The organism is Planobispora rosea (assembly GCF_014648175.1).
GTDB classification, from domain to species: domain Bacteria; phylum Actinomycetota; class Actinomycetes; order Streptosporangiales; family Streptosporangiaceae; genus Planobispora; species Planobispora rosea.
In genome coordinates this window covers 55,829-72,257 of record NZ_BMQP01000031.1, presented here as the reverse complement: position 1 = coordinate 72,257, position 16,429 = coordinate 55,829, and the positions used below count along the sequence as shown (strand labels likewise).

Annotated in this window: 15 protein-coding genes; 10 read left to right on the top strand and 5 right to left on the bottom strand. The window is 71.3% G+C overall.

The genetic code is table 11. The annotated features are described in order from the left end of the window. Positions 1–62 precede the first annotated feature (62 nt). The 6 genes from IEZ08_RS26960 (at position 63) to IEZ08_RS26935 (ending at position 5,448) form a co-directional block, all read left to right on the top strand. Complete coding sequence (locus tag IEZ08_RS26960; protein ID WP_068921790.1) at positions 63–665, top strand: ArsR/SmtB family transcription factor; 603 nt, start codon at positions 63–65, stop codon at positions 663–665. A gap of 227 nt (positions 666–892) precedes the next feature. Further along, positions 893–1,819 (top strand): 30S ribosomal protein S2, encoded by a 927-nt coding sequence (gene rpsB / locus IEZ08_RS26955; RefSeq protein ID WP_189243237.1) that lies wholly within the window; start codon positions 893–895, stop codon positions 1,817–1,819. A 257-nt stretch (positions 1,820–2,076) separates the two neighbouring features. After that, positions 2,077–2,910 carry a translation elongation factor Ts gene (gene tsf / locus IEZ08_RS26950; RefSeq protein ID WP_068921792.1) on the top strand — a complete coding sequence of 278 codons (834 nt, stop codon included), beginning with the start codon at positions 2,077–2,079 and terminating at the stop codon, positions 2,908–2,910. Between the two features lie 199 nt (positions 2,911–3,109). Next, on the top strand, positions 3,110–3,808 hold the full coding sequence (pyrH, locus tag IEZ08_RS26945) for a UMP kinase (protein ID WP_229803524.1): 699 nt from the start codon (positions 3,110–3,112) through the stop codon (positions 3,806–3,808). A 191-nt stretch (positions 3,809–3,999) separates the two neighbouring features. Further along, positions 4,000–4,557 carry a ribosome recycling factor gene (frr, locus tag IEZ08_RS26940; protein WP_068921794.1) on the top strand — a complete coding sequence of 186 codons (558 nt, stop codon included), beginning with the start codon at positions 4,000–4,002 and terminating at the stop codon, positions 4,555–4,557. 69 nt (positions 4,558–4,626) lie between these two features. Then, positions 4,627–5,448: a phosphatidate cytidylyltransferase gene (locus IEZ08_RS26935; protein ID WP_068921795.1), complete on the top strand. Its 822-nt coding sequence runs from the start codon at positions 4,627–4,629 to the stop codon at positions 5,446–5,448. Positions 5,449–5,478: 30 nt separating this feature from the next. Here IEZ08_RS26935 and IEZ08_RS26930 read toward each other — a convergent pair whose 3' ends face one another. Further along, positions 5,479–6,558 carry a suppressor of fused domain protein gene (locus tag IEZ08_RS26930; RefSeq protein ID WP_084779639.1) on the bottom strand — a complete coding sequence of 360 codons (1,080 nt, stop codon included), beginning with the start codon at positions 6,556–6,558 and terminating at the stop codon, positions 5,479–5,481. Between the two features lie 72 nt (positions 6,559–6,630). Here IEZ08_RS26930 and rlmN point away from each other — a divergent pair, with 72 nt between their 5' ends. Together rlmN and IEZ08_RS26920 are read left to right on the top strand one after the other, a co-directional pair. Next, entirely contained in the window at positions 6,631–7,767 is a 1,137-nt protein-coding gene (gene rlmN / locus IEZ08_RS26925) for a dual-specificity RNA methyltransferase RlmN (protein WP_068921797.1), read from the top strand. Between the two features lie 93 nt (positions 7,768–7,860). Then, the gene (locus IEZ08_RS26920; RefSeq protein WP_189243236.1) at positions 7,861–8,439 is read left to right on the top strand and encodes a hypothetical protein; all 579 of its coding nucleotides are present in this window, start codon (positions 7,861–7,863) and stop codon (positions 8,437–8,439) included. Between the two features lie 109 nt (positions 8,440–8,548). Here IEZ08_RS26920 and IEZ08_RS26915 read toward each other — a convergent pair whose 3' ends face one another. Then, positions 8,549–8,905 (bottom strand): STAS domain-containing protein, encoded by a 357-nt coding sequence (locus IEZ08_RS26915; RefSeq protein WP_229803523.1) that lies wholly within the window; start codon positions 8,903–8,905, stop codon positions 8,549–8,551. After that, on the bottom strand, positions 8,895–10,211 hold the full coding sequence (locus IEZ08_RS26910) for a PP2C family protein-serine/threonine phosphatase (protein WP_068921799.1): 1,317 nt from the start codon (positions 10,209–10,211) through the stop codon (positions 8,895–8,897). The genes IEZ08_RS26915 and IEZ08_RS26910 overlap by 11 nt, the downstream gene beginning before the upstream one ends. 194 nt (positions 10,212–10,405) lie before the next feature. Here IEZ08_RS26910 and IEZ08_RS26905 point away from each other — a divergent pair, with 194 nt between their 5' ends. Then, complete coding sequence (locus IEZ08_RS26905) at positions 10,406–14,674, top strand: SpoIIE family protein phosphatase (protein WP_189243235.1); 4,269 nt, start codon at positions 10,406–10,408, stop codon at positions 14,672–14,674. Then, a complete protein-coding gene (locus IEZ08_RS26900; protein WP_068921801.1) occupies positions 14,671–14,982 on the top strand; it encodes an STAS domain-containing protein in 312 nt (103 codons plus the stop codon). Before IEZ08_RS26905 ends, IEZ08_RS26900 begins: the two co-directional genes overlap by 4 nt. 46 nt (positions 14,983–15,028) lie before the next feature. Here IEZ08_RS26900 and IEZ08_RS26895 read toward each other — a convergent pair whose 3' ends face one another. Further along, positions 15,029–15,709: a hypothetical protein gene (locus IEZ08_RS26895; RefSeq protein ID WP_068921802.1), complete on the bottom strand. Its 681-nt coding sequence runs from the start codon at positions 15,707–15,709 to the stop codon at positions 15,029–15,031. Continuing rightward, on the bottom strand, positions 15,706–16,416 hold the full coding sequence (locus IEZ08_RS26890; RefSeq protein ID WP_068921803.1) for an ABC transporter ATP-binding protein: 711 nt from the start codon (positions 16,414–16,416) through the stop codon (positions 15,706–15,708). Before IEZ08_RS26890 ends, IEZ08_RS26895 begins: the two co-directional genes overlap by 4 nt. Positions 16,417–16,429: the final 13 nt, after the last annotated feature.

Sequence of the window (16,429 nt, the reverse complement as noted above, 5' to 3'; positions counted from 1 at the left end):
AAGGTAACCCTTCAGGATTGTGAAGGCAATGCTTCATATCTGGGAGTGGGTACGGTTTCCGCATGACCGAGAAAGAGCGGACGCTCAGCGACCCCAGGGCGATGCGGGCGCTCGCCCACCCGGCGCGACTCGCCATCCTGAACAAGATCCAGGTGGACGGTACGGCGACCGCGACCGACGTTGCGGAGGTCGTCGGGATCACCCCGAGCGCGGCGAGCTACCACCTGCGCATGCTCGCCAAGTACGGCTTCGTGGAGGACGCGCCGCCGCGCGGGGACGGCAGGGAGCGGTTGTGGCGCAGGGTCACCGAGGGATGGAGCGTCGGCATCGAAGCCGACGACCAGCCGGAAGTGCGGGCGGCCAAGAACACGCTGATCACGATGATCCGCGACGAGGCGGCCGCAGAGGTCACGCGCGCCCTCGACAGCCTTGACCGGGAGCCGGAGGAGTGGCGGGACGCGACGCTGTTCTCCCGTTCCGTCCTCTTTCTCGACGCGGCCGAGATGAAGGGGGTCGCCGAGCAGATCGACAAGCTCCTCGCCCCCTACTCGATCAACCGGCGGGACCGGAGCCAGGCCCCGGCGGGAGCGCGGGTCGCCGAGGCCCACATCACGCTGTTCCCGCGTGCCGAGCGGCGTCCCCATGGGCTGCCGTCGGGCAGCTGACACGAGGGCTTGACCCGCGAGGGTCGGGAGGCGGCGTCTCTACGGGTACAATTTCCGATGGCCTGCCGGTGGCAGGCCGACTTCGCATGCCCCAGCAGGGGCCGTTCCCCCGGTCCGGGCGAGAGCCCGGCGGGAGCGGCCTGGGGGCATCAGGGCGGCAACCGCGGGTTGCCGCGTCAACCGGAACCGCGCCCAGCGATGGGCGCCACGACCTGGAGGACAATTCCATGTCCACCCCCGTCGTCACCATGCGACAGCTGCTCGAGAGCGGCGTTCACTTCGGCCACCAGACCCGCCGCTGGAACCCGAAGATGAAGCGCTTCATCTTCACCGAGCGCAACGGCATCTACATCATCGACCTGCAGAAGTCGCTGTCCTACATCGACCGTGCCTACGACTTCGTCAAGGAGACCGTCGCGCACGGTGGCACGATCATGTTCATCGGCACGAAGAAGCAGGCCCAGGAGGCCATCGCCGAGCAGGCCTCCCGCGTCGGCATGCCGTACGTCAACCAGCGCTGGCTGGGCGGCATGCTCACCAACTTCTCCACCGTGCACAAGCGGCTCCAGCGTCTGAAGGAGCTCGAGGAGCTCGACTTCGACAACGTCGCCGGCTCGGGGCTCACCAAGAAGGAGCTCCTCATGCGCCGTCGCGAGAAGGAGAAGCTGGAGCGCACCCTCGGCGGCATCCGGGACATGTCCCGTGTTCCCAGCGCGGTGTGGGTCGTCGACACCAAGAAGGAGCACATCGGGATCAGCGAAGCCCGCAAGCTCAACATCCCGGTCGTCGCGATCCTCGACACCAACTGCGACCCGGACGAGGTCGACTACCCGATCCCGGGTAACGACGACGCCATCCGCGCCGTCGACCTGCTGACCCGCGTCGTCGCCGACGCCGTCGCCGCCGGCCTCATGGCCCGCGCCGGCGCCGGTCGTGGCGGCGACGACAAGCCCGCCGTCGCCGGTGGCGCCGAGCCGCTGGCCGAGTGGGAGCAGGAGCTTCTCGAGGGCGCCGGCGCCCGCGAGGCCGAGGCCGCCCCGGCGGTCGAGAACGACGCCGAGGCCGAGGCCGCTCCGGCCGCCGAGGCTGAGGCCGAGACTGAGGCCGCTCCGGCCGCCGACGCCGACGCCGACGCCGAGGCCGAGCAGGCCTAGGACCGCGACCGCCGGGATACGCCCGAAGCGCGGACCAGGGACGACGGCACTGCGTCGAGGTGCCGCCCTGGGCCGCGCGACGGGTGGGGACCGGCGGGAGGGGCACGACAGTTCTCCCGTACGGCATGCGGCCGTACGACCCGCAAGGCTCCTTCCGGACGGGCGGCTCTCGACGAGGGCGCCCGTCCGGGTCCACCCAGAACCCTGATCTCATGCCGACTCCTGAGATCAGTGACGATTCCCACGAGGAAAAGACAATGGCTTCCGTGAACATGGCCGACGTCAAGCGGCTTCGTGAGCTGACCGCGGCCGGCATGATGGACTGCAAGAAGGCTCTGGAGGAGTCTGAGGGCGACTTCGAGCGCGCCGTCGAGATCCTGCGCCTCAAGGGCGCCAAGGGCGTCGGCAAGCGCGAGGCGCGCACCGCCTCCAACGGCCTGGTCGCCCTGAAGCAGGACGGCGACTCCGCCGCCGCGCTGCTGGAGCTCAACTGCGAGACCGACTTCGTCGCCAAGGGCGAGCGCTTCCAGGAGCTGGCCGCCCAGGTCGTCGCGCACATCCTGGCCACCAAGCCGGCCGACGTGCCGGCGCTGCTCGAGTCGCAGCTCGACGGCAAGACCGTCAAGGAGCAGCTCGACGAGGCCAACGCCGCGCTCGGCGAGAAGATCGAGATCCGCCGCTTCGCGGTGCTCGAGGGTGGCTACGTCGGCGCCTACATGCACAAGACCGACCCGCAGCTCCCGCCGACGGTCGGCGTGCTCGTGCAGCTCGACACCGCCAACGCCGAGGTCGCCAAGGACATCGCGCAGCACGCCGCCGCGATGGCCCCCCAGTACCTCAGCGCCGACGAGGTCCCCGCCGACGTCATCGAGAAGGAGCGCTCGCTCTTCGAGGAGATGACCCGCGAGGAGGGCAAGCCCGAGGCCGCCATCGCCAAGATCGTCGAGGGCCGCATCAACGGCTGGTACAAGGACTTCACCCTGCTCCAGCAGGCGTTCGTCAAGGACAACAAGAAGACGATCGAGAAGTACGCCGGCGAGAACGGCGTCAAGGTCCAGGCCTTCGTCCGTTACAAGGTCGGCCAGGCCTAGCGTCTGCTCCCCGGGTCCTCGCCGCGGCGGGGTGCCACCGGACACGCCTTGGCGGGAGGATCCGGGGAACAAGCCGTAGGCTTGTCCCAGCTTCTCTCAACAGAACAGCTACGAGGAGGCCGCCGTCGTGCAGGAGAACTCAGAACCCGCTACGCCGGCGGTTTCGTCGTATGCGGGCTCGCTTCGCTGGAAGCGCGTCATGCTGAAGCTGTCCGGCGAGGCGTTCGCCGGCGGCGACCCGATGGGCATCGACCCCGTGGTGGTCAGCCACCTGGCCGACTCGATCGCCGAGGCCGTCCGGGTGGGCGTGCAGGTCTCCGTCGTGGTCGGCGGGGGCAACATGTTCCGCGGCGCCGCGCTGTCGGAGGGCGGTATGGACCGTGCCCGGGCGGATTACATGGGCATGCTCGGCACCGTCATCAACTGCCTGGCGCTGCAGGACTTCCTGGAGAAGCGGGGCATCGAGACCCGTGTCCAGACGGCCATCACCATGCAGCAGGTGGCCGAGCCCTTCCTGCCGCGCCGCGCCATCCGCCACCTGGAGAAGGGGCGAGTGGTGATCTTCGGGGCGGGGCTCGGCTCGCCGTTCTTCTCCACCGACACGTGCGCCGCGCAGCGCGCGCTGGAGATCGGTGCGGAGGCGCTGCTGAAGGGCACCCAGGTCGACGGTGTCTACGACGCCGACCCGCGGAAGAATCCCGACGCGGTCCGGTTCGACCATCTCGAATATGGTGAGGTCCTGACCCGTGGTCTCGGCGTCATGGACGCCACCGCCATCAGCCTCTGCATGGACAACGGTCTGCCGATCGTGGTCTTCGACCTCATGGGCGAGGGCAACATCCTGCGGGCGGTACGCGGTGAGAAGATCGGCACGCTGGTGAGCCCGGCAGGGAAATAGGGAGTGAGCCTGACGGAGCGAGCGGAGCGGTACGCGACACAGGAGCGGCCCGCGAAGTGAGTGAGGCAGGGTGAACGACCCGGAGACAGGGAGAGTGAGCCTGACGGAGCGAGCGGAGCGGTACGCGACGCAGGAGCGGCCCGCGAAGCGCGTGAGGAATGGCGAGCGAACTCAGAAGACAGGGAGCCGCTGTGATCGACGAAACCCTCCTCGAGGCCGAGGAAAAGATGGACAAGGCCGTCGCGGTGGCGAAGGACGACTTCGCCGGGATCCGCACGGGCCGCGTCACCCCGTCGATGTTCAACAAGATCAATGCCGAGTACTACGGGACGCCCACGCCCATCCAGCAGCTGGCGTCGTTCCATGTCCCCGAGGCTCGCATGGTCATCATCCAGCCGTATGACAAGGGCTCCATGGCCGCGATCGAGCGTGCTATCCGGGACTCCGATCTGGGTGTCAACCCGGGCAACGACGGCCAGGTCATCCGGGTGGCCTTCCCCGAGCTGTCGGAGGAGCGCCGCAAGGAGTACATCAAGGTCGCCCGTACCAAGGCCGAGCAGTCCAGGGTCTCGGTGCGCAACATCCGCCGGCACGCCAAGGAGGCCCTCGACAAGCTGGTCAAGGACGGCGACGCCGGGGAGGACGAGGTGCGCCGCGCCGAGAAGGAGCTCGACGACCTCACCCAGAAGCACGTCGCCAAGATTGACGAGCTGCTCAAGCACAAGGAAGCCGAGCTGCTCGAAGTGTGAGCAACGGTCCTTGTCCCGCGTGGCCTTCTCCGCGCGGGACAAGGATTTTTCGTATGAGAGTGGGACCCAGTGGAACCAGCGGCGGGCGCCAGCCGTACCGGACGGAACCTCCCCGCCGCGATCGCGGTGGGTGCGGGCCTGGGAGCGGCTGTCATCGGCTCCCTCTACACCGTCAAGGAACTCTTCCTCGTCGTGATGGTCGCGGCGGTGGGCGTCGGGGTGGCGGAACTCGTCCAGGCGTTCGGGACCAGGGAGATCAGGGTTCCGGCGGTCCCCGCGCTCGCCGGGATGACAGCCATGATCGCCGGTGCCTACTGGGGCGGGCCGGCGTGGCTGCTCGGGATCTTCGCGGCGACCGTGATGAGCCTGATGATCTGGCGGATGTTCCGGGGGACGGACGGCTACGTCCGCGACGTCACCGCGATGACCCTGGTCGCGATCTACCCGTCGATGCTCGCCGGGTTCGTCGCGCTCATGCTCGCCCAGGACCAGGGGCCGGACCGGGTGGTGGTGTTCATCGCGACCACCGTCGCCAGTGACATCGGCGGGTACGCCGCGGGGGTCCTGTTCGGCAGGCACAAGATGTCGCCGGTGATCAGCCCGAAGAAGACCTGGGAGGGCTTCGCCGGTTCGGCGCTGGCCTGCATGGCCGTGGGCGGCTGGCTGACGGTGTGGTTGCTGGAGGTCGAGCTCTGGAAGGGCGTGCTGATCGGCGTGGTCGTCGTCGTCCTCGCCACGCTCGGCGACCTGGTCGAGTCGGTGATCAAGCGGGATCTCGGGATCAAGGACATGAGCAGCGTGCTGCCGGGCCACGGCGGGATGATGGACCGCCTCGACTCCCTCGTCGCCGCGGTGGTCCCGGTCTGGGCGCTGCTGACCCTGTTCGTCTGAGGACGGGGCCGTACGGCGCCGCGGGAACGGTCAGGTCCCCCGGGTGAGCCGGTCGGCCGAGAGCCGGGGGAGCAGCACCTCGTAGCCGTCGGCCGCCTCCTGCAGCTCGTCGGCGGTGACGGGCACCAGCCAGAGCCATTGCACGGCGTCCCCGCCGAAGGTGAACCCCGACAGGTCGGGCAGCCCGGAGAGCCCTGCCAGCATGATGACGCCGCTGTAGGCGGAGCCGAGCGGGAAGGTCTCCGGCCGGTGGTACCAGCGGGCGGTGTGGCCGTGCCCGAGCCAGGTGACCGAGTGCCACGGGTACTGGCCCAGCCACATGAACAGCCGGGCCGCGTCCCGCGGGTCGCGGGGGGTGGCGACGGCGAGCTCCACGCGGGCGTAGGCGTCCGGCCGGTCGATGTACTGCTCCACGGTGGGCATGCGCTGGCAGCTCATCCCCACCGTGGACAGGATGGTGTAGGGGCGTCCCCGCTCCGGGGGCCGCTCGGTGATCCCCACGGTCGGCAGGCGTCCGCCGCCCGCGTCCCAGAACCGTCCCGCGGATCCGACGGCCCGGTCCAGGTGGCCCATCACGAACTGCTGGAACGAGGCCCAGGCGCCGTCGCCGCCCCGCCACTCCCAGTAGGCGCGGGCCTTGGCCAGCCGGGGGGAGAGCCCTTCGCCTGCCTCCTCCAGCGACCACGCGAACGGCGTCTCGCCGATCGCGTCACGCGCGTAGCCCGGCATGGCCCTGGTCATATCCGCCCAGCCAGGAATGACGGCGAGCAGTTCGTCGTTCTCGTACAGGGCGACGCCGTCGCCCTCCTCGAACCAGAGTGATCGCAGTGTGCCCAGCGGCGGCCTGCCGGAGGGGTGCCGGGTGTTGGCCCGGGGCGCCACCGGGGGCAGTCCGGAGTTCAGGCGGTTCAGGTCGATCGTGGGCGGGGCCGGTACGTGGTTGGCCAGCCATACGGCTCCGTGCACCGTGCCCTCGGGCGCGCACAGGTAAGCTACCGACGAAATCTCGTCGCGCTCGACCACCAGGGTCCGGCTCCCGTAGGGGTTGACGTCGGACAACACGACCTCGACGCCTTCTCCCCTCATCCCTGAGGGGCGGAATGTCGTCATACCTCCGGACTCTAGATCAGGGCCGAGCGTCACTTCGAGCGTTCGCGTAATCGTGGAGAGAAGGCTTCGCACGTGTCGACCGCCAGCCCGGCAGGGACCCCCGCACGGACCCCCGCACCCGGCCAGCTCACCTTCGTGGCGCCCCGACGGGCCAAGCCCGCACGCCACCTGGCCGACCTGACCATGGCCGAGCGCCGGGCGGCGGTCGCCGAGCTGGGTGAGAAGCCGTTCCGCGCCGACCAGCTCTCCCGGCAGTACTTCGACAAGCTCAACGGCGACCCGCAGTCGATGACCGACCTGCCCGCCGCGGCGCGGGAGAAGCTCGGGGCCGCGCTGTTCCCCGCTCTCCTGACCCCGGTCCGGGAACTGGCCACCGACGGCGGCACCACCCGCAAGACGTTGTGGCGGCTGTTCGACGGGGCACTGGTCGAGTCGGTGCTCATGCGCTACACCGACCGCACCACCATGTGCGTGTCCTCCCAGGCGGGCTGCGGCATGAACTGTCCGTTCTGCGCCACCGGCCAGGCGGGCCTGACCCGCAACATGTCGACGGCCGAGATCGTCGAGCAGGTCGTCGCCGGAGCCCGCGCCCTGGCCAAGGGCGAGGTCCCGGGGGGGCCCGGCCGGGTCAGCAACGTGGTCTTCATGGGCATGGGCGAGCCGCTGGCCAACTACAAGGCCGTGATCGGCGCGGTCCGCCGGTTGGTCGAGCCCTCGCCCTCCGGCCTGGGCATCTCCGCCCGGGGTGTCACGGTCTCCACCGTCGGCCTGGTCCCGGCGATCGGCAAGCTCGCCGCCGAGGGTCTGCCGGTGACGCTGGCGCTGTCCCTGCACGCCCCCGACGACGAGCTCCGCGACACCCTGGTGCCGATCAACACCCGCTGGAAGGTGGCCGAGGTCCTCGACGCCGCCTGGGACTACGCGGCGAAGACCAAGCGCCGGGTCTCCATCGAGTACGCCCTGATCAAGGACATCAACGACCAGGAGTGGCGGGCCGACCTGCTGGGCAAGCTGGTCAGGAACAAGCTCGTGCACGTCAACCTGATCCCGCTCAACCCCACCCCGGGGTCCAAGTGGACCGCCTCCCGCCCCGAGGACGAGCGGGCCTTCGTCCGACGCCTTGAGCACCACGGGGTTCCGGTCACGGTCCGCGACACCCGCGGACGTGAGATCGACGGCGCCTGCGGCCAGCTCGCCGCGGCCGAATAGCGGCGGCAAGATCTTCGTAAAAGGGACGTCTAGGTACGAGGGTTACAAGAGGGATGCAAGTGGCGCGCAAGTGCGCTGGTGGATCCTCGGAGGGTGAACATCGCAAGAACCTCCCTCCTGGCACTCATGGCGGGCGTCCTGACGGGATGCACCTTCACCGTCGATGCCGACGTGACGGCCGGCGCCGAGGCGACCGTGGCGGCCAAGGCGCCCGGCTCCTTCGGCGAGCCCTTCCCCGAGAAGCTGTTCACGATGGACCGCGTCTCCGTCGTGCCCGCCGCGGAAGGTGACGTGATCCCGGACGGGGCCCAGCACAAGATCACCGGCAAGCAGCTCACCGTGACCTACCGGAGCGACGAGGGCCCCACCGCGGGTCAGCAGATCACCGCCACCGGGGCGCAGGCCCAGGTGACCGACCTCAAGGCCGCCCTGGACGCGCTGACCGAGAAGGCCGGCAAGCCGGCCGGGGCGCGGACGGACTGGGTCCCGGTCAACCCCGGCGTGGGTCCCGCCGCGGCCGCCTGCCAGAACCTCGCCGAGGGCGAGGGCACCCGCTGCTACTGGGTCGACGCCGACACGGTGGGCTACCTGCACATGTCGAAGGAGGCCGCGCCGTACATCCCCTTCGACAAGACCAGGCTCGCGCTGGAGGACCTGGAGAAGAAGAACTGACACGCACGCGCAGCCGCCCGCGGCGCCTCGGAGAGCCGAGGCGCCGCGGACGGCGTGCCCGCAAACGGTTTCGGGCCCGGGAACGATCCCTCCGAGCGTCCTGCCGGGTTCACTGCAGGGCGGCTATGGCCTTCTCCGCGTCGTCGTAGGACGAGAACAACCGGTCCAGGCCCATGATCCGGAAGACGTGGGCGAGGTCGGCGTCCAGACCGGCCAGGGCCAGCACGGCACCGGCGTTCTGGGCGTACTGGTGGGCGGCGACCAGTACCGAGATGCCGGTGGAGTCGCAGAACGTCAAGGCGGACAGGTCGATCACCAGTCCGGCTCCGCGCTCGAGCCTGACGCCGTCCAGGGCCTCCCGCAGGCGGGGAGCGGTGTGGTGGTCCAGGTCGCCGGCCACGACCAGTACCTGGACGCGTGTCGAATGCGAGCGATGGGTGATGGTCAGACCGTGATCATGTCGCACCAGGGCTCCTGAAGGGGGCGGCCGTCGAGCGGGCAGGGACGGACAGGGCGAGAACCGCGGTGTCGTCCGACACACCCTCACCCAGGCTGGCGATCAGTTTATGCACTGAGACGAGAAGGTCGTCCGCGTCGGCGGGCGCGGCGGCCGCCAGGTAGGCGGCAAGGCCTTCCCCGTCCAGCATGGCGCCGGTCCCGGTGCGGGCCTCGGTGAGGCCGTCGGTGTACAGCAGCAGGGCGTCTCCGGCGTTCAGGCGGGTGCCCACCTGCGCGAAGTGCGGGTCGCGCAGGATGCCGATCAGCTGCCCGCCCTCCGGGTGGACGGTCTCGACGCCGCCGGCCGCGCGCACGGCCAGGGCGGGAGGATGCCCGCCACCGGCGAGCGTGACGGTGAACCCGTCGCCGTCGGGCTCCAGGACTCCGAAGACGGCGGTGCAGTACGGCGGCGGCCCCTGGCTGCCGGCGTGCTCCTGGTGCAGGACCGCGTCCAGGTTGGCCAGCACCGTGCACGGGTCGGGGTCGTAGACGGCGGCGGCACGCAGGGTGTAGCGGACCAGGGAGGTCAGGGCGGCGGCGTCGGCGCCCTTGCCGCAGACGTCCCCCAGGAAGAACCCCCAGCGGTTGCCGTCGAGGGGGAACAGGTCGTAGAAGTCCCCGCCCACCTCGTCCGCGGAGAAGGGGTGGTAGGCCGCGGCCGCCCGCAGCCCCGGCACCTGGGGCAGGGCCGGGGGCAGGAGCGTGCGCTGCAGGGTGCGGGCCAGGCGCTCGGCACCGGCGCGCAGCTCGCGCTCGGTGGCGACGGTGCGCGCGGCGGCCAGCCGCAGTTCCAGCTCTCCCGTCACCATGGCGGCCAGATCCTGCAGGGCGTCCAGCTCCTCGACGCCGGCCTGCCGGGGACGGGTGTCCATGACGTTGACGCTGCCGAGGCGGTGACCGCCGGAGGCGACGATCGGTGCCGCCGCGTAGAACCGGACGCCGGGCTCGCCGCTGACCATCGGATCGGCCGCGGCGTGCGGGTCGGCCAGGGTGTCCGGGACGACGGAGACGCCGTCGTGGCCGATGGCCCGGGCGCACAGGCTCGTCGCGCGCCTGCCCTGGCACAGCCGCGTCGGCAGCCCGTAGGCGGCGCGGCACCGGACCCACTCGTCGTCGACGACGGTCACGGTGGCGATGGGGGCGTGGAAGATCCGCGCGGCCAGCGAGGTCACCCGGTCCAGTGCTCCGTCACCGGGGGCGTCCAGGGACAGGTAGCGGTTCACGGCCGCCACCCGGCGCGCTTCGTCGGCGCTGTCGATGTCGGGCTCCTTCACCTCGCTGCGTGCGGCACGCGGGGCGGACGCAGGGCCCCGGAGTGATTTGCCCTATCCTACGTAACCGTTGACGTGACTCTTACGTGACGTGCGGGATCACGCCGGTGGAGCCGTTGATCCGTCCATGCGGAAAGAGGCGGGGCGATGAGCGCGGGGCGGAGTGGACGGGTCCGGTGCGAACGGGAGGGCGCCAGATGACACGCCGCGACGACGCCGAATGCGGGCCGGTGACAGCGGCCGAGACTGAGAGGCATGCCGAGGCTGAGACGTCTGCCGAGGCTGAGACGTCTGCCGAGGGTGAGGCGCCTGCCGAGGCGGAGACGCCTGCCGCCGTGTTCGACGTCGCCGACGAGATCGGCCGGGACCTGGCGGCGGTGGACTGGCGGGCGACCCCGCTCGGGCCGCCGGCCGGATGGCCGCAGAGCCTGCGGACGGCGGTGAGCATCGTCCTGTCATCCCGCTTCTCCATGTGGATGGCGTGGGGGCCGGAGCTGACGTTCTTCTGCAACGCCGCCTACCGCCGCGACACCCTGGGCCGGAAATACCCGTGGGCACTGGGCCGGCCGGCCAGCGAGGTGTGGGCGGAGATCTGGGACGACATCGGCCCGCGGATCGAGACCGTGCTGGCCGCCGGGGAGGCGACCTGGGACGAGGCGCTGCTGCTGTTCCTGGAACGGTCCGGCTACCCGGAGGAGACCTACCACACGTTCTCCTACAGTCCCCTCCGGGACGACGACGGCACGGTGGTCGGCATGTTGTGCGTCGTCAGCGAGGACACCGAGCGGGTCATCGGTGAACGGCGGATGGCGACGCTGCGGGATCTCGGCTCCGATCCCAGCGTGGTCCGTACCGAGCAGGAGATGCTGGCCTTCACCTGCCGCCAGCTCGGCCGCAACCCGCAGGACCTTCCGTTCACGTTGACCTACCTGTTCGACGACGACGGCCGCGCGCGGCTGGCGGGAGCGGCCGGGATCTCCGCCGGGCATCCGGCCGCCCCCGTCGCACTGCCGCCCGACGATCCGGACGGGGTGTGGCCCGCGGCGGTGCCGGCCCGGGGGGAGTCGGTGCTCGTGGAGCTCGACGGCGCCCCGTTCGCCGTCCTGCCGTCCGGGAAGTGGCCGGAGCCTCCCGTGCAGGCGCTGGTGGTGCCGCTGCTGCAGCAGGGCGGTGCGCCGTACGGATTCCTGGTCGCCGCGCTCAACCGGTACCGGCCCCTGGACGACGGCTACCGCGGGTTCATCGAGCTGGCCGCCGGACATGTCGCGACGGGGATCGCGAGCGCCCGCAGCTACCAGGCCCAGCAGCGGCGAGCCGAGGAGCTGGCCGAGCTGGACCGCGCGAAGACCGTCTTCTTCTCCAACATCAGCCACGAGTTCCGCACCCCGCTGACACTGATCATGGGGCCGGTGGAGGAACTGCGCGGCCACCTGCAGGGAGCCGACGCGCAGGTGCGCGAGGAGCTGGAGGTCGTCCACCGCAACGGGCTGCGCCTGGGCAAGCTGGTCAACACCCTGCTCGACTTCTCCCGCATCGAGGCCGGCCGTATGCAGGCCCGCTACGAGCCGGTGGACCTGGCGGCCGTGACCGCCGAGCTGGCCAGCGTCTTCCGCTCCGCGATCGACAGGGCCGGGCTGGCCTTCGAGGTGGACTGCCCGCCGCTGGCCGAACCGGTCTACATCGACCGGGGCATGTGGGAGAAGGTGGTGCTCAACCTGCTGAGCAACGCCCTGAAGTTCACCTTCGACGGCGCTATCAGCGTCCGGCTGCGCGCGCGGGACGGTCACGCCGTCGTCACGGTCGCCGACACCGGCATCGGCGTCCCCGCCGGCGAGGTGCCGCGGCTGTTCGAGCGCTTCCACCGCATCGAGAGCGCCCGGTCGCGCTCGAACGAGGGCAGCGGCATCGGGCTGGCACTGGTTCGGGAGCTGGTCGGCCTGCACGGCGGCACCATCACCGCCGACAGCGTCGAGGGCGAGGGCACGACCTTCACCATCCGGCTGCCCTTCGGCTCCGACCATCTGCCGGCCGACAGCCTGGTGCCGGCCGGCGTGGCGGAGACCGCCTCCACCCCGGCCACCGCCGGCCCGTTCGTCGAAGAGGCCCTGCGCTGGCTCCCCGGAGACGGTACGGCTCCCGAAGAGGTGGCCGCCCCCGGCGTCTCCGCCGGTGAGCACTCCCCGGCGGCGGGTGACGGCGTGCCCGCCCGGGTGCTGATCGCCGACGACAACGCCGACATGCGCGACTACCTGGCCCGGCTGCTGCGGCCGGCCTACCGGGTGACCGTGGTCGGCGACGGCCGGGCCGCGTTGGAAGCCGTACGCGCCGACCCGCCGGACCTGGTCATCAGCGACGTGATGATGCCGCGCCTGGACGGTCTGCAACTGGTGGCCGCCCTGCGCGCCGATTCGCGCACCTCGAACGTCCCGGTGCTGCTGCTGTCGGCGCGCGCCGGGCAGGAGGCCTCCATCGAGGGCCTGGAGGCGGGCGCGGACGACTACCTGGTCAAGCCGTTCTCCGCCGCCGAGCTGCTGGCGCGGGTCCGGGCGAACGTGGAGCTGGCGCGGATGCGCAACCACCACGCCCGGTGGCGCAACGCCATGATCGAATCACTGCAGGAAGCGTTCTTCGTCACCGACGAGAACGGCGCGGTGATCGAGATCAACGCGGCGTTCACCGACATCCTCGGCTACGGCCCCGAGGGCCTGCCCTACACCCCGCTGCACCCGTGGTGGCCGGACGAGGACGACGACCCGCAGGCCCACGCGATGGTCGCCGACGCCTTCGACCAGCTGGTGAGGGATGGCAGGGGCAGCTGCGTGATCCCCGTCACCCATAGGGACGGGCACCAGGTCTGGGTCGCGGTCACCTTCAACGACGTCACCGACCCCGACACCGGCCGGCGCCGGGTCGTGGGCACCTTCCGCGACGTCACCAGCGAGCACTATTTCGTGCAACGGGAGAGCGCCCTGGCCGCGCTCAGCATGCGCGTCTCCCAGGCCGACAACCTGGACGACGCCCTGGGCGGAGCCCTGGAGGCACTGCGAGAGGTCTGGCAGGCCCGGCAGGTCCTGGCCGCCCTCTGGGACGACGGCTCCGAACCGGTGGTGACGTCCTCCGGCTCCGGTTCCGGTTCCGGCTGGCCGGGTCTGCCGGAGAGCCTGCGGGAGAAGCTGACGGCGCTGCGCGAGCACCCGCCGCTGCGTCCGCTGGCGTACGCGGCCGGTGGAGCCGGCGTCACCCTGGAGCACCCCGGCGGCCTGCTGTCCGTCTGGGTCGACCTGGGCCAGAACCGGCCCTTCACCACGGAGGACCAGACCCTGCTCGCGCTGCTGGTCGGCCATCTGGGCCAGGGCCTGCACCGGGCTCACCAGCTCGACCAGCAGCGCGAGGCCGCCGTGGCCCTCCAGCGTGCCATCCTCGGCCCCTCGCAGCTTCCCGAGGGCTTCGCCGTACGCTACGAGCCCGCCACCCGCCCGCTGGAGGTCGGCGGCGACTGGTACGACATCGTGCCGCTGTCGGAGGAGCGCATCGGCATCGTGGTCGGCGACTGCGTGGGGCGGGGCCTGGAGGCCGCGGCCGTCATGGGACAGCTGCGCAGCGCCTGCCGCGCCCTGCTGCTGCAGGACGCCGGCCCCGCCCAGGTGCTCACCGCCCTCGACCGGTTCGCCGCCCTCGTACCCGGCGCCAGGTGCACCACCGTCTTCTGCGGCGTGCTGAACACCGCCACCGGCCACATCGCCTACTCCAGCGCCGGCCACCCGCCCGGCATCCTGGCCCACCCCGACGGGGCCATCGCGTTGCTGGACGGCGGCCGCTCCACGCCCCTGGCCGTACGCCCCGGCAATCCCCGTCCTGAGGCCGGGCACACCATGCCGGCCCGCTCCACTCTGCTGCTGTACACCGACGGCCTGGTCGAACGCCGGCGGCGCCCGCTGACCGAGGGCATCGGCCGGGCCGGCGCCGTGGTCCAGGACGGCCGGTCCACTCCCATCGAGGAGCTCGCCACCGACGTCATGACCCGGCTGGAGCCGGAGCGCGGTTTCAACGACGACGTCGCCCTGCTGCTGTACCGCCAGCCCGCGCCGCTGGAGGTGGCCTTCCCCGCCGAGTCGACCCAGCTGGCACCGGTGCGTACGGCGTTGCGCGACTGGCTGAACCGCTGCGGGCTCAACCCTTCCATGATCCAGAATGTCCTGGTCGCCGCCGGTGAAGCGTGCGCCAACGCCATCGAGCACGGCCACCGCGACGCTCCGGGGCGTACGGTGCGGCTACGCGCGGTCGCCACCGCCGGTGGCCTCCATCTGACGGTGGCCGACAGCGGCCGCTGGAAGCCGCCGCAGCCCGAGGCCAGCCCTCACCGCGGCCGGGGCGTCGCGCTCATGCGCGCCCTGATGCACAAGGTGACCATCGACGCCGGCGTCACCGGCACCACCGTCGACATGCATGTGAGGATCGCCCGATGAGCACTCCCCTGACCCTGGCCACGTCACGGCGGCCTGACGGTGCCTCGGTCCTCACCGTCACGGGTGAGATCGACATGAGCAACGCGGGCACCCTTGACGCCGCCCTGGCCCGGTCCGCCGACGACGGCCCGCTGATCGTCGACCTCAGCGAGGTCGGCTATCTCGACAGCGCGGGACTGACCGTACTGTTCACCCACGCGCCGCGCATCCGGCTCGTCGCCAACCCCGTCCTCGCCCCCGTCATGATCGTCTCCGGGCTCACCGCGGTCACCGCCGTCGAGGGACTCGGACCGGACCGGGACGCCTGAGAAGAGGACAGCGTGTGAGCCCGGCTGCGGAGGAGGCCGGCCGGGGCTAGGGCCGGGTACGGCGGAGCCGTGCGTAGACCGCGGCGCCGGTCGCGGACCAGAAGAGGGTCGCGGCCGTGACCGGGAGGAGGATCTCGTCGAGTGTCCCGGCGTTGGCGGCGCGCATCCACGGCATGACCGGCACGGTGAACGCGCCGGCCGGGGTGAGGCTGGCCAGCAGCAGCGCGAGGTAGCCGCCGAACAACGTCAGCATCGAGGCCGCCGGGGAGGACAGGATCGGCCTGCTGGTCAGCGCTCCCAGCGCGGTCCCGGCGCTCAGGCCGAGCAGGTGCAGGCCCGCGCCGCGGGCGACGTCACCCGCGGGCGGGGTGACGGCGAAGCCGTGGAGCAGGGGCAGGACGACCGCGATGGCCGCCAGCCCGAGGTTGACGGCCAGCGCGGCCAGCAACCCGGCGGCGACCTCCCGGCGCGGACTCCCCGCCGACGTCGCCGAGATCAGCCGCTGCGCCGGGGGTTCGGTGTCGAGCAGGCCCCGGGCAGCCCAGGCGAAGACGATGATGAGCAGTCCCGCGGAGTCCGCGTAGGAGGGCAGTTCCTTGCCCGGGGGGACCAGCGTCGAGTAGAAGATGACCATCATGACGAACAGCCCGATCACCGGCTGCAGCAGCCGGTGGGACCGGGCGTAGGCGGCCAGCTTGAACCGGATGAGAGCGGTGTGATGGATCATGCGGTCCGCCTGGTGAGGTAACCGTCCGCGCGGAGCTTCTGCTCGACCTCGTCGGCCTCCTCCACGCCGACGATCACCTCGATGACCGCCCGCCGTACCCGCTCGCCGTCCAGGACGGTGACCGAGGCGTCCGCGACCAGCCAGTGTTCGGCGCCGGGGAAGCTGCGCAACTGGTTCTGGTGGTCGCTGACCACGACCGTGCCCCCGCCGGAGGCGACCTCCCCGATGATCTCCGGGAGTTCGGCGCGGGTCTGCTCGTCGAGCCCGGCGAAGGGCTCGTCCAGGATCAGCAGGCCGGGCGGGGCCAGCAGCGACTGGATCAGGCCGACCTTCTGCGCGCTGCCCTTGGACAGGTCGCCGAGCGGCCGGTCGAGCAGGTGGGACGCGCCCAGCCGCTCGGCCAGGGCCGTACCGGACGCGGGGGAGACGCGCCGGGCGCGGGCCATGTGCGCCAGGTAGGCCGCGACGGTGAAGGGCTGGTCCACCGGGAACACCTCGGGGGCGTAGCCGACGATCGGGGGCCGCGCGGTGACGGATCCCCGGCAGGGGCGGACGATTCCGGCCAGGAGCCGCAGGAGCGTCGACTTGCCCGCCCCGTTGCGGCCGGTGACCTCCACGACGGACCCGGCCTCCAGGACGAGGCCGACGTCCCGCAGGACCCAGGGGCCGCGGCGGGAGTAACGGAACGACACGCTGGACAGGCGCATAGGCCCGTCACCC